Consider the following 12161-nt stretch of genomic DNA (forward strand, 5'->3'; position numbering starts at 1 on the left):
CTCCGGATCTTATCGAGAAATGGGTCGTGAAACTGGTTGTGGCTCAGCATATAGGGTGGCGCCGTGCCGGGGAACAGAGGTGGCGGTCAGGGCGGTGGCTTCGGCAAGACCGACGCCGAGCAGGGTGAACGCCCAGCCGCCCAGCGGCAGATTGAGAAAGTCGCTGGCGGAAGCGAGCGGCCATTCCTGAACGAAAAAGGCGGCGAAGAGGCCGATGCGCCAGGCGTGATGGGCGCCGTTTACAGGCCAGAGCGCACGCAGGCAGGCGAACACGAACCCACCGAACAGGAAAAGCCCCGGTATGCCGGCATTGGTCAGGGCCTGCAGGTAGTGATTATGCGCATGCTGCACGCAGATTGTCGTTCCGCCCCCATCGCTGGCCGTGCTCAGCCAAGGCAGGCCATGTTGATAGGCCGGATTGGCGCAGGCATGACGAAAGGCGTCGTATCCAAGACCGGTGACGGGATGGGCCTGCGCCATGATGACGGCGCGGGTGAACAGCAGCCCGTAATGGGATTGCCAGAAATGCGAAAGCTGGTGTGCCGCGAGCACGATAAGATGCTGAAAGGCCTGAGGCGCCAGGATGCGGGTCAGTAGCACCAGGATCGGCAGGCTGAGCGCGCCCATCAGTGCAGCAGGGCGCAAGGGGCGATAGAACAGCGCACAGACAGCAATACCGAGCGCTGTCAGCGCCATGGGAATACGCTGTCCGGCAAGAACCATGAGCCCCAGAACGAGAATGGCCAGCCCGCTCATGGCCAGAAAGGAACCGATCGACGGCGCGCGCTGTGCGCTCCCTTTGGCGACTGCCGGAGACGAACGGGCCACGAGCCAGGCGCAGCCCAGCATCATGACGGGCAGAACGAGACGGGAGAATGGCGCTGCGGCACGTGGATGCGCGTAGGGCCCGGTAAGCGTGCCATCGATATAGCGCGGGTAACCAAAGAGGTTGTGTCCGAATATGGCCTGCACCACGAATTGCAGAACGAAATAGCCGCAGCAGGCAACCAGTACCCAGCGCATCGTCTCGCGCGATTTTTCGTCTCGCAGCGTCCAGACCTGAAGAGCTGCGGCCATCAATGGAAAACGTATGGCCAGCAGGGCCTGGGTAAGCGCCTGAGAGGAGCCGAGACCGATATGGGGCAGGGAGCAGACAAGCTGCCACACCCACCAGAGCAGGGCGACACGCACCCAGAACTGTCTGACCCAGCCCCAGCCGAGCCCTGTGGCCGAACGCACCAGCAGCCCTGCGGCCAGCAGATCCATCATGATCTCTGAAAACAGTCTGCCATGGGTCAGAAAGACCGGCAGGAGCAGAGTCGCCACGAAACCGAGGCGATCGAGCGCGGAGGTGAAGCGGATCGTGCGTGTCATGATCTGCGGTGATGCCCGGTCATGACGGGCGGCGCAAGTGAGGGCACGGGCGAGGCGCAGGTCAGGTGCAGATTAGGCAACGAAACCGTCTGCCCGTCGTATGAATCGTCATACGACCTCTATGTCAGGAGAGACATGTCATGACGACCGATACGATCCACATCAGGAATATCGAGAAACCCGTCACCCGCATTGCGCTCGGGACCTGGGCCATCGGTGGCTGGATGTGGGGCGGCCCCGACGATGACAACGCCATACGCACGATCCACAAGGCGATCGATAACGGCATCAATTTCATCGATACGGCCCCCGTTTACGGGTTCGGCCACAGCGAGGAGGTGATCGGGCGTGCACTCGAAGGCGGCAAGCGCGACAAGGTTGTGCTGGCCACGAAACTCGGTCTTGCCTGGACCGAAGATCACAAGGTCTATCGTGACAGTCGCCCTGAACGCATACGCAAGGAGGTCGAGGATTCCCTGCGTCGCCTGAAAACGGATGTGATCGATCTCGAACAGGTGCATTGGCCCGATGGCAAGACCCCTGTGGAAGAGACGGCTCACGAGCTGGAAAAGCTGCGTCAGGAAGGCAAGATACGGGCCATCGGTGTCAGCAATTTCTCGGTTGCGGACATGGACCGCTTTGAGGCCGTGACCCCTATCAGCTCGATCCAGCCACCCTATAATCTGTTTGAGCGTGTCACGACCGAGCGCGATATCCTGCCCTATGCCAAGGCGCATGACGCCATCGTAATGGCCTACGGTCCCCTCTGCCGCGGTTTGCTGGCTGGGAAGATGACGGAGGAAACGACTTTTCCGAAGGACGATCTGCGCAGCAGCGATCCGAAATTCCAGAAGCCCGTTTTCGGGCACTATCTGGCGGCAGTCGAAGAACTCAAGGCGATTGCGGCCCGTCACAACAAGTCGATGCTGGCGCTCGCCATACGCTGGGTGCTGGACCAGGGGCCGACCGTCGCTCTGTGGGGTGCTCGCAAGCCTGAACAGATCGATGGTGTTTCAGAAGCCTATGGCTGGAATCTGACTGCGCAGGACAAGGCCGATATCGAAGCGATTCTGAGGAAGAACGTGCCCGATCCGATCGAGCCCGATTTCATGGCGCCGCCCCAGCGTAGCTGATCGCCTCGCAATGGCCCTGAAACGTTTGTCCGGAACAGGAAAATTGCGGCTGTCGCTTGTCACATCGATCAACGCCGCGCGATCCTGTGTCACATCGGGAACGAACAGGGCCGCCCCGTGTTAACGCCGCACAACGCATTACCTTTCTGAGAGGAACAAGAACAATGCGCGCATTTACCCGTCGTGCCCTTGCTGCTTCCACTTTCGCTGCTGCGGCGCTGGCCGTCATGCCGGTCGCTCATGCTGACCCGAAAGCTCCCGATGCGCTCGGTACGCCTGTCGGCCATGTCACCCTGACAGCGAAGTCGGCTGATGTCGGCATTGGCTACACTTGGGGTCAGGGCACACTCACCTACGGCCACAAGACCTATCGCTTCAAGATTTCGGGCGGCAACATCGCGGCTGTCGGTTTCTCGAAGATCGAAGCGACCGGTGTGGTCTACAACCTCAAGACCCTGCATGATTTCGACGGTGGCTACGGTGCGCTCAACGGCGACGCCACGCTCGATCGCGGGATCGGCGGCGCAGTGCTGAGCAACAGCAATGGCGTGAAGATCAAGATCACCACGGCAACGCGCGGTGCGCATCTTGCCGCAGGCGGTCAGGGTCTCTCTTTCCAGCTGGTCGACTGAGAGTCCCGTTCAGACTGAAGAGCAGGAAAAAGCGGCTTTCGGGCCGCTTTTTTCATGCCTGTGGGCCAGCCGGTTGTCGATGCTTGCTCTGCGCATCAGTCCTTTGCATGCCCGGCTATTTGGCATCTTTCAGCCACGCAGCCATGTGGTCGAGCATGTCAGCCCTTTTCATTGTGACCCATGCCTGAGCAGCGTCATGATCCCATTGTGGATAGGCGATGGATGCGAAACTCCCCCAAGCCTGCCGGTAGGCCTGAAAAGCTGTCTGCGCCTGTCTTATACCGTCGAAACCGATCGTCGTACCCCCGATGGCCTCATGGCCTGAAAGGCGGATAAGCGCATCGTTCATGCGTGTATTGGCTGCCTGAAGCTGCATTTTTCCCAGGCGAGGCAGAGGCTTGCGTTCGAGGCGGCCAAGCATCTGCGTGAAGTCGCGCAGCTGTAACTGAACTTCCTGTATCTCGAAGGCTGAGCGAAGCGTGCCTGACAGATCCGTCTCGTTGGATGCTCTTGCCTCTCCCCAGAGTTTCTGCTGAGCGACAAGACGGGCGAAATAGGGCTTTGCCTTGGGGGACAGGGTCGCTGCGAAGGCGTCGATTATTGCGTTCAGGCTCTGGGTTTCAATCCGGGCATGGTGTGCTTCACAAAAGCCACCGGTCACCCCGGCAGTGGCATCGTCACAATAGTCGAATTCACGGCGATCGTTGCCGTCTGCCATGGCCTGCAGGTGGTCGACACGTTCCGTCCGTTCCGCAGGAGCGAAGGAACTCGTACAGGCTAGATGCTGGGCATATGGGATGTTCTGCTTTGCGCCCCTGCCATTGGCATAGATCATCATCAGCATATGGCGGCCGGAATAGCCACGAACAGCCTGTTCGTCTTCCCCGGCAGCTTCTGCAAAAGCGCAGTTTCGCGCCTGTGCGGGGTCGGCCTTTCTGCCGATTCCGAAATACAGAGCTTCGCTATCGCAGCCCTTCAAGCCGGCAAGATCGGCCGGTGAGGGCCTGTCACTATCGAGTGGTATGACACGGGCAACGGAAGCACAGAGTTCATCTGTACGAGACAGATTGGCCGTGTCGCGGTTTTCGGCAAAAGCGGCGCAGGGGAGAAGCATCCCGAGCGCGGCGGCAAGATGAAGAACGCGTGTCATGGATCGGACACTCCGGAAAAACAGGAGCTCTTCCATGGCGCTGTGCGGCTGGCCTGACAAGCGATCCCGGTCGTTCTGACGGGTTCGTTATCCGTGTGGAATGGTCGACGGTCTTATTCTGGAAGCTCGATTTCGGCATTCTCAATCGGGCAGTGTCGTATCGGAATGGATCATGCTCTGCATGACGCCGTCGCGCCTTATCAGGAAATGGAACAGGGCTGCACCGCTGTGAGCCATGACGAGCGCGAAGAGGGTGAAGGCGAGAACCGTATGAGCCAGACGCAGCCAGCCCCAGAGTGCAGCATCGTGAGGCAGGATCGGAGGGAGCAGGAAGGCATTGCCGAAAACCGGGATGGGATAACCCCCTGCAGAGAGCATGGCCCATCCCACAAGGGGAAGAGCGATCATCAGGGCATAAAGAGCCCAGTGCGAGACGGTTGCCATGAATGCCATGAGAGCAGGCAGGCCATGCGGAAGAGGCGGGGGCGGGTGGATCCAGCGATTGACGAGCCTGAGCCCAACCAGAACGAAAATGACAAGACCGAGAGAACGGTGAAACGATACAAGACCGTGATAGGCAGGGCCGACGCTCGATGCCATGAACAGGCCCACGAACAGCATGACGAGAATGAGCACGGCCATCAGCCAGTGCAGCAGGCGCGATGTAAGCGCGAAAGCCTTATGTCCGTTCACGAGGCTTTCTCCTGTTCCTTTTGATGCAACACGGCAGGTGTGATGGCAGGCCGGGGCGCAGGCTCGCGCGAACGCTCGGCGAAGGAACGCATATAAGTGGCAGACCGGGCCTGAAGCACAGGATCGTTCGAGGCGCCGATACCGTCCGGTAGAACAAGGGGGTCGAACGTGATCCCGGTGCAGGCGCCTGTTTCTTCGCTGTCGATTTTGTCGAGAGTCAGCGTACCGGCTTCGATCTGCCGGTCTTGCGCCGACCAGACCCTGCTCGGATCGTCGATCGTATCGCCCGGACCGGCCAGCGTGATGACAAGCCTCCAGCGCAGGGGATGCGCGGAAAGGGTCTTGGCAAGCTGGACGAACAAGGCGTTTTCACCTGTTTCGGAGAGCGGAGCAGAGGGAATGGACCCAGCCACCGGGGTTGTTGCGGGGGTCATTGCAACAGGGACCATTGCAAAACGCATGGGTGTGACAGCGCCTTTGCCGTCATGCAGCAGAAAACTGTCGAGACTGCGATAGGTATCGTTTTCGAAACCGCTGGTGATCGGTCGTGCAGCAAGGGCAGCTCCGGCTTCGGCAAAATGCGGATGCGCCGCCCTGAACGCGGTCATCCGGACAGGATCGGGTTTGCCGGTTCCTGGATCGGGACGCAGAGCCTGCTGCAGGGCCTGGAAATCCGCGGGGGTACTGACCGGAAAAAGCGGGATGTCGTTAATCCCCATGCGCCATTCCTGTCCGTCGGCCTCACGCAGGCTCAGCGCAAGACTGCGTACCTTGCCGGGTGCGTCGGCCTGATAGGGCATACCGCCTGCCAGAGCGAACCGCCCGATGACCGGAACGCGATGGGAGCTGAAAAAAGATGCTGTAGAATAGGCCGTTGCGGCGCCGTTTCCTTCGAACCAGCCTGCAACGCAAACGCCTTTGGCATGATTGCGCCGGAATCCGGGGTGACGACCGTCCACCCCCTGAAGGGCGGCGATCAGCGTGTCCGGCGTCAGGCGATGCGGGCTGAACCATCCCCCAGCGAAGGCGAAACCCGCAAGCAGGATGCAGGGTAGAGACGCCACGCCGAGCCAGCGTGCAAGTCCGGCAGAAGGGCCGGGTGGTGTTTGAGCCATGAAATTGCGCCTCAGGCATACGTCCCGACCGGTACGATATCGGTGAAAGGGGCGTCGCATTATGGAGGAAACGTTAGTGTAACGATGCGACGGATGTTACGAAAATCTGTTTTAGAATCGACAGACCGTGCCGCCTTTTCAGCGGAGGGCTGCGAAGCGCTCTTGCAATGCATGAACGGCTCGGGTGGGTCGTGCGGAACGCTCTGGATGATGGGGGTTCGCGACGATTGCGAAGCCCTCTCAACTCAGGCAAGCTCGCCGCGTTTGTAAACCGGCGTATCGGCCGTCATCCAGTCAACAGGCGATGCGTGACGATATGCTCCGGTCTGATTTTCCCCTTAATCCGTCGAGGTACGTTCCATGCGCTTTGCCCTGCACAAGATGCTGACCCTTCTTCTTCTGGCCGGTACCGCTGGCGTGACCCAGGCCCATGCTGCAGAGACCGCAACAGGTACCCTGCTCGGTACGGACGGTAAACCTCATGGCACGATTACAGTGACCGATGCGCCCAAGGGGGTTCTGCTGCGTGTTGTGGCCGAAGGGTTGCCTCCCGGATGGCACGGTATGCATTTTCATGAAAAGGGAAATTGTACCCCGCCGAAATTCATCAGTGCCGGGGGGCATGTCCATGCTGTCACACCGGTCGTGCATGGATTGCTCTCGCCGAACGCAACGGATTCAGGCGATCTGCCCAATCTCTATGTCGCCGGGGATGGCAGCGCGACGGTCGAGCTCTATTCCACGCTCGTGTCGCTGCATGGTGCGCAGGGTCGTCCGGCGCTCGAAGATGCGGATGGGTCTGCGCTGGTCATTCATACAAGCCCGGACGATTATAAGACCCAGCCGATCGGTGGTGCCGGTGCACGTATTGCCTGCGCAGTGATCCACTAAGCGGAAAGACTGTTCCCCAAAAGCGTTGTCGGCCTCTTCGCCGGGGTCGGAAGCCGTAAGGAGCCAGGGTGTCGAGGGCTGGGGTCAGAAGGGCAGTTTGTCGAAGCCGTGGAGGCTTGCACCGGTCAGCACCACTAGCTCGGCGATAATGGCCGTCGCTCCCAGCACGTCGCCTGTATAGCCACCGATCAGGCGGTAGGCGACGCTGCATAATCCCAGCGTGGCCAGACAGGCCATGAGAAACAGGGAAAGTGCACCCAGAACGGACAGAGAGCTTGCGATCAGCGCTGTCAGGACGATGGCCACAAGCAGGCTGCGCGCAGGCAGATGACGCAGCTCATGGGCGAGGCCATCGGCCCTTGCCGGTCGGAGCCAGAGAAGCGGAAGCATGAGCGACAGGCGTGAAAATGCGCCTGCCGTAGCCAGTATCGAGACGATATGCAGCGGCTGGGCGGCCAAGGTGGTCATTGTGCCTCCGCGCAGCAGCATCAGCAGGCTTAATGCCAGACCGCCATAGCTGCCTATGCGGCTGTCGCGCATGATGTCGAGGCGACGCTCGGCGGTGCGGCCCCCGAAAAAACCGTCGACCGTATCGGCAAAGCCGTCTTCGTGCAGCGCGCCGGTCAGAAAGAGCTGAAAGGCGATGGCCCAGCCTGTGGCAACGATGGCGGGCATACCGAGCCAGATACAGCCAACCATGACTGCGCCGGTCAAGGCACCTACGGCCCCCCCGATCAATGGCCAGCACCAGCTGGATCGTGCCAGATCGATCGCCCGGTCCGATGGATAGAGCCAGTCGGTGGGCAGGCGTGTCAGCAGGCTGAGGCCAGCAGCAAAATCCGCGCGGAATATGGGCATCTAGCTCTTGATAGGTCGATTGTTCTGATCGTCTATGGCGAGATCGTCGAAACGGGCCATGCCATTGTGACAGGCGAGAGCCGCCCGCACAAGCGGGATGGCCAGTGCAGCGCCGGAGCCTTCTCCCAGACGCAGGGACAGATCGAGCAGAGGCGTCAGTCCCAGACGGGCAGCCAGATGGCGATGGCCCTGCTCGTGCGAGCAATGGCCAAGCATCGTATGATCGAGGGCTGTCGGGTCAAGCAGGGCAAGCGGTGCGACGGCCGCTGTGACGACAAAACCGTCCAGCAGGACAGGAATGCGATAGTGGCGTGCCGCCAGGGTCGCCCCGAGAAGGGCCGCCAGCTCCCAGCCGCCATAATGTCTTGCAAGAGCGAGTGGGGAATGATCGCGCCCATGTCGCGACAGGGCGCGATCGATGGCATTCGCCTTGCGTTGCACACCCGCATCGTCAAGGCCCGCGCCGCGCCCGGCCCATGTCTGTCCATCGCCGCCGAACAGGGCTGCCGCAAGGGCCGCAGCGGCCGTCGTATTGCCAACGCCCATTTCTCCCAGAGCCAGCAGATCGCATTGCGGGGAGACACTGTCATAGCCAGTCGAGACGGCGTGCAGGAATTCGGCTTCCGTCAGGGCGGGGGCAAGCGTCATATCCGCACTGGGGGTGAGAGAGGCCAGCTCCACAACGCGCAAGCCAGCATCGACCTCGCGCGCAAGCTGGTTGATCGCAGCACCTCCCTGACGGAAATTGCGTATCATCGCTTCGGTGACGCTTGCGGGCCAGGCCGAAACGCCCTGAGCCAGCACGCCATGATTGCCGGCAAAAAGACAGATCTCGGCGCGTGCGATTGCGAGGGGACGCCATGCGCCGAACCATTTCACGATGTCCTCCAGCCTGCCGAGGCTGCCGGCCGGCTTCGTCAGTTGCGCATCCTGACGGACAAGCATGGCGATCGATGACGGATCGGCTGCCGTAAGGCTGGTGCAGGCTTCATGCAGGGCGTCGAGAGAACGAAAAGGTGACATGGGCCCTTTCTGTTGGGATATACGCGGTTTCGCAAGAGGAACCGGGTCATGAAATCTGTTCTCGTACTCGGGGGTGCCCGATCTGGAAAAAGCCGCCATGCCGAGGCTCTTGTGACAGCCGAACCGGGCCCCTGGCGCTATATCGCCACCGGGCGCGCCTGGGACGACGAAATGCGCGCGCGTATCGCCCTGCACAGGGCACAGCGCGCGCCGGGTTGGGAGACGGTCGAAGCGCCGCTCGATCTTGTTTCTGCCTTGCACGTATCCAGGCCGGTTCTGGTCGATTGCCTCACTTTATGGCTGACGAACTTAATTCTCGGTGAACAGGATATTGAACAGGCTACGAAAACCCTGCTTGATGCCCTGCATCTGCGGAGCGCTTCGACCGTGTTCGTGAGTAATGAGGTCGGCCTTGGAATCGTGCCTGAAAACGCCCTTGCCAGACGGTTTCGCGATGAGGCGGGATTGCTGCATCAGCGTCTGGCACAGCATGTGGATCGTGTTCTGTTTGTGGCCGCGGGCTGCGTTCTGGAAATGAAGTGAGTGAATGAAATGACGTCCGATCCCGATCAGGAGCGCCACCGCCTCAAGATGCAGCATCGCAAGGATGTGCAGGATCGCGAGGTTGCCGGGAAAACCATCGAAAAGGGGCTTCTTGCTGTCCATACCGGGCCGGGCAAAGGGAAATCGACCGCGGCTTTCGGGCTTGCCCTGCGTATGCTCGGTTATGGGCGTAAGGTCGTGGTGGTGCAGTTCATCAAGGGGGCATGGGACACGGGGGAACGTCATGCGCTCGACCGTTTTGGCGATCTTGTGCAGTTTCATGCGCTTGGCGAAGGTTTTACCTGGGAGACCCAGGATCGCGAACGCGATATCGCTGCCTGCCATCGTGCCTGGGAACAGGCACTTGAGGCCCTTTCACGTGACGATGTGGCCCTTGTCGTGCTTGACGAACTCAATATTGCCTTGCGTTACGGATATCTGGACGAAGCGACCGTTCTCGGCGGGCTTGCAGCACGTCCGGCCAATCAGCATGTCGTGGTAACCGGGCGCAATGCGCCGCCCTGGCTTGTGGATGCTGCCGATCTCGTCACGGAAATGACGCTGGTAAAGCATCATTTCAAGGACGGCGTGAAAGCCCAGAAGGGCTTCGAATTTTGAAGCCGCCTGCCCTGATGTTTCAGGGGACCGGGTCGAATGTCGGCAAGTCAGTACTCGTTGCCGGGCTGGCACGCGCCCTGACGCGACGCGGTTTGCGCGTGCGTCCTTTCAAACCGCAGAACATGTCGAACAATGCGGCGGTTACGCCCGATGGGGGAGAGATCGGGCGGGCACAGGCCCTTCAGGCCATGGCCTGCGGGGTGCTCCCAAGCGTGCATATGAATCCGGTGCTGCTCAAACCTCAATCCGAGCAGGGATCGCAGATCGTCGTGCAGGGCAGGGTATGGGGGCATCGTCAGGCCAGAGCCTATCAGGAGGTCAAACCCCTGCTGATGCCGTCCGTGCTCGAGAGCTTTCGCCACCTGCAGGCCGAAGCCGATATCGTCCTCGTCGAAGGGGCCGGGTCGGCCTCGGAAGTCAATCTGCGTCGAAACGATATTGCCAATATGGGTTTTGCAGAAGCCGCCGACCTGCCGGTTATTCTGATCGGCGATATCGACAGGGGCGGGGTGATTGCCAGTCTGGTCGGCACGCAAACCGTTCTGCCCGATTCTGATGCGCGTCGTATCAAGGGGTTTATCGTCAATCGCATGAGAGGCGATCCGACCCTGTTCGAGAGCGGTATGGATTTCATCGCCCATGAAACGGGCTGGGCGCCTTGCGGTCTCGTGCCGTTTTTTGCCGGGATGCGCGACCTGCCCCCGGAGGATACAGGCGATCTGCCGGCGGGCTGGCAGGGAAGCGGCGCCTTGCGCATAGCGGTGCCTCTCATGCCGATGATTGCCAATTTCGACGATCTGGACGCTCTGCGTGCCGAACGGTCGATTACTCTGGCTTTTATCCCGCCCGGCGAGGCTCTCCCCCCCTGCGATCTGGTGATTCTACCGGGATCGAAGGCGACCATCGCCGATCTGGATTTCATGCGTCAGCAGGGCTGGGACATGGATCTGCGTGTCCATTACAGACAGGGTGGACGTATTTTCGGGCTATGCGGCGGTTATCAGATGCTCGGCCACCAGCTGGCTGATCCCGACGGGATCGAGGGAAGCCCGCAAACGCGTGAGGGGCTGGGTTATCTGGATATCGAGACGCGCATCACACCGCGAAAGACCGTGCAGCAGAATGATGGCTGTCTGCTACCCGGCAATACACCTGTAGCAGGCTATGAAATTCACGCGGGTCGGACCACGGGTGCAGCCCTGTCACGCCCGATGATCCGGTTCTCGAACGGAGAAGTCGATGGAGCGCGATCGGAAGATGGGCGCATTTGCGGCACTTATCTGCACGGCGTGTTCGACAGGGCCGGAGCGCGTCATGCACTGATGGCGGAATGGGGCGCGCAGTCGGAGCCGTTCGACAATCGCACCCGTATCGAGCTGGCGCTCGATGGACTGGCCGATCATCTGGAAAAGCATGTGGATATTGATCGGCTTTTGTCGATCACCTAACCGGGCGGGCAAGCGAGCGGGTTGGCGCGACCCGAGCTGACTCCCGGCTTTCAGAATGCCGGTAGGGCCCGGGAGGTCTCGGACAGAAGAGTGCGCACATAGTTGAGCGCATCGAGCATGACCCCATTTTCCCGAACAGCGTAAGGATCGCCTTTTACAGAGACACACACAGTGTCGTGGTCGCTCGTCGTGGTGATCTTGGGAAGATAAACCCGCGAAACATTCTCGAGCAGGTTCCATACGACGCGGATCGATACCGGGTCGTTGCGCGTCTTATGCAAGAGGCCGGTATCTGACCCGAGGAAGGAAATAGCATCATCGAGATGATCGGTAACGGGGCAAACCGGTTCGTGCATCCCATCGGATGCATGATCAATGCCGTCGAATACCATTTTCGATTCGTAATAGTCGCATTGATACGAAGTATGATTGCAGACAAACTCACTGGATTTATCGTAAAAATTCCAGTTATGTCCTGTTTCTTCATCTATAAATGAATGGGAATTGAAATGATGCATCTCGATCTCCGGTCTTGATTTTTTGAAATACGCCGCGTTCTCTAGCGAGATATTCGTAAATGCGAGGTTACCTCTTTGGGCAACTAAAGGTTTTTAACGGTCTGTAACGAGTATGACTGTCGTGACATAAATGATTGATTGAATTTTACGAAAAGCACCATCGGC

Annotated in this window: 13 protein-coding genes; 6 read left to right on the forward strand and 7 right to left on the reverse strand. The window is 60.0% G+C overall.

The features are described from left to right. Positions 1–9: 9 nt before the first annotated feature. Positions 10–1374, reverse strand: coding sequence for an O-antigen ligase family protein (locus NF685_RS01180; protein ID WP_252848256.1), 1365 nt, complete (start codon positions 1372–1374; stop codon positions 10–12). Between the two features lie 140 nt (positions 1375–1514). On the opposite strand from NF685_RS01180, the gene NF685_RS01185 reads away from it, so the two are divergent. Beyond that, positions 1515–2507, forward strand: coding sequence for an aldo/keto reductase (locus tag NF685_RS01185; protein ID WP_252848257.1), 993 nt, complete (start codon positions 1515–1517; stop codon positions 2505–2507). Positions 2508–2671: 164 nt separating this feature from the next. After that, positions 2672–3139, forward strand: coding sequence for a hypothetical protein (locus NF685_RS01190; RefSeq protein ID WP_222546477.1), 468 nt, complete (start codon positions 2672–2674; stop codon positions 3137–3139). Positions 3140–3254: 115 nt separating this feature from the next. Here the strand turns inward: NF685_RS01190 and NF685_RS01195 are convergent, their stop codons facing one another. The 3 genes from NF685_RS01195 to NF685_RS01205 all read right to left on the reverse strand — a co-directional run bounded on the left by NF685_RS01195 (position 3255) and on the right by NF685_RS01205 (position 6097). Beyond that, positions 3255–4289, reverse strand: a complete 1035-nt coding sequence (locus tag NF685_RS01195) for a hypothetical protein (RefSeq protein WP_252848258.1) — start codon at positions 4287–4289, stop codon at positions 3255–3257. 141 nt (positions 4290–4430) lie between these two features. Continuing rightward, a complete protein-coding gene (locus tag NF685_RS01200; RefSeq protein ID WP_252848259.1) occupies positions 4431–4982 on the reverse strand; it encodes a cytochrome b in 552 nt (183 codons plus the stop codon). Further along, the gene (locus NF685_RS01205) at positions 4979–6097 is read right to left on the reverse strand and encodes a catalase family peroxidase (protein ID WP_252848260.1); all 1119 of its coding nucleotides are present in this window, start codon (positions 6095–6097) and stop codon (positions 4979–4981) included. The genes NF685_RS01200 and NF685_RS01205 overlap by 4 nt, the downstream gene beginning before the upstream one ends. A 360-nt stretch (positions 6098–6457) precedes the next feature. Here NF685_RS01205 and sodC point away from each other — a divergent pair, with 360 nt between their 5' ends. Then, a complete protein-coding gene (gene sodC, locus NF685_RS01210; protein WP_252848261.1) occupies positions 6458–6988 on the forward strand; it encodes a superoxide dismutase[Cu-Zn] in 531 nt (176 codons plus the stop codon). 84 nt (positions 6989–7072) lie between these two features. Here sodC and NF685_RS01215 read toward each other — a convergent pair whose 3' ends face one another. Together NF685_RS01215 and cobT are read right to left on the reverse strand one after the other, a co-directional pair. Further along, positions 7073–7846, reverse strand: a complete 774-nt coding sequence (locus NF685_RS01215; RefSeq protein WP_252848262.1) for an adenosylcobinamide-GDP ribazoletransferase — start codon at positions 7844–7846, stop codon at positions 7073–7075. Next, a complete protein-coding gene (gene cobT / locus NF685_RS01220; RefSeq protein ID WP_252848263.1) occupies positions 7847–8869 on the reverse strand; it encodes a nicotinate-nucleotide--dimethylbenzimidazole phosphoribosyltransferase in 1023 nt (340 codons plus the stop codon). Positions 8870–8917: 48 nt separating this feature from the next. On the opposite strand from cobT, the gene cobU reads away from it, so the two are divergent. Genes cobU through NF685_RS01235 form a run of 3 tightly spaced genes read left to right on the forward strand, consistent with a single transcriptional unit; the run spans position 8918 to position 11478 of the window. Then, entirely contained in the window at positions 8918–9412 is a 495-nt protein-coding gene (gene cobU, locus NF685_RS01225; protein WP_252848264.1) for a bifunctional adenosylcobinamide kinase/adenosylcobinamide-phosphate guanylyltransferase, read from the forward strand. 9 nt (positions 9413–9421) lie between these two features. After that, entirely contained in the window at positions 9422–10030 is a 609-nt protein-coding gene (gene cobO / locus NF685_RS01230) for a cob(I)yrinic acid a,c-diamide adenosyltransferase (protein WP_252848265.1), read from the forward strand. A gap of 14 nt (positions 10031–10044) precedes the next feature. Further along, the gene (locus NF685_RS01235; RefSeq protein ID WP_252848477.1) at positions 10045–11478 is read left to right on the forward strand and encodes a cobyric acid synthase; all 1434 of its coding nucleotides are present in this window, start codon (positions 10045–10047) and stop codon (positions 11476–11478) included. Positions 11479–11528: 50 nt separating this feature from the next. Here NF685_RS01235 and NF685_RS01240 read toward each other — a convergent pair whose 3' ends face one another. Then, a complete protein-coding gene (locus tag NF685_RS01240) occupies positions 11529–11996 on the reverse strand; it encodes a hypothetical protein (RefSeq protein ID WP_252848266.1) in 468 nt (155 codons plus the stop codon). Positions 11997–12161 lie beyond the last annotated feature (165 nt).

This window comes from Asaia lannensis NBRC 102526 (assembly GCF_024054035.1).
In the GTDB taxonomy this organism is placed as follows: Bacteria; Pseudomonadota; Alphaproteobacteria; order Acetobacterales; family Acetobacteraceae; genus Asaia; species Asaia lannensis.

Excerpts from the sequence above, each read along its gene's own strand:
- NF685_RS01235 (WP_252848477.1), top strand. The coding sequence starts at position 10,045 with ATGTTTCAGGGGACCGGGTCGAATGTCGGCAAGTCAGTACTCGTTGCC.
- NF685_RS01195 (WP_252848258.1), bottom strand. The coding sequence starts at position 4,289 with ATGACACGCGTTCTTCATCTTGCCGCCGCGCTCGGGATGCTTCTCCCC.
- NF685_RS01190 (WP_222546477.1), top strand. The coding sequence starts at position 2,672 with ATGCGCGCATTTACCCGTCGTGCCCTTGCTGCTTCCACTTTCGCTGCT.
- NF685_RS01205 (WP_252848260.1), bottom strand. The coding sequence starts at position 6,097 with ATGGCTCAAACACCACCCGGCCCTTCTGCCGGACTTGCACGCTGGCTC.
- cobT (WP_252848263.1), bottom strand. The coding sequence starts at position 8,869 with ATGTCACCTTTTCGTTCTCTCGACGCCCTGCATGAAGCCTGCACCAGC.
- NF685_RS01185 (WP_252848257.1), top strand. The coding sequence starts at position 1,515 with ATGACGACCGATACGATCCACATCAGGAATATCGAGAAACCCGTCACC.
- sodC (WP_252848261.1), top strand. The coding sequence starts at position 6,458 with ATGCGCTTTGCCCTGCACAAGATGCTGACCCTTCTTCTTCTGGCCGGT.
- NF685_RS01240 (WP_252848266.1), bottom strand. The coding sequence starts at position 11,996 with ATGCATCATTTCAATTCCCATTCATTTATAGATGAAGAAACAGGACAT.
- NF685_RS01180 (WP_252848256.1), bottom strand. The coding sequence starts at position 1,374 with ATGACACGCACGATCCGCTTCACCTCCGCGCTCGATCGCCTCGGTTTC.
- cobO (WP_252848265.1), top strand. The coding sequence starts at position 9,422 with ATGACGTCCGATCCCGATCAGGAGCGCCACCGCCTCAAGATGCAGCAT.
- NF685_RS01215 (WP_252848262.1), bottom strand. The coding sequence starts at position 7,846 with ATGCCCATATTCCGCGCGGATTTTGCTGCTGGCCTCAGCCTGCTGACA.
- cobU (WP_252848264.1), top strand. The coding sequence starts at position 8,918 with ATGAAATCTGTTCTCGTACTCGGGGGTGCCCGATCTGGAAAAAGCCGC.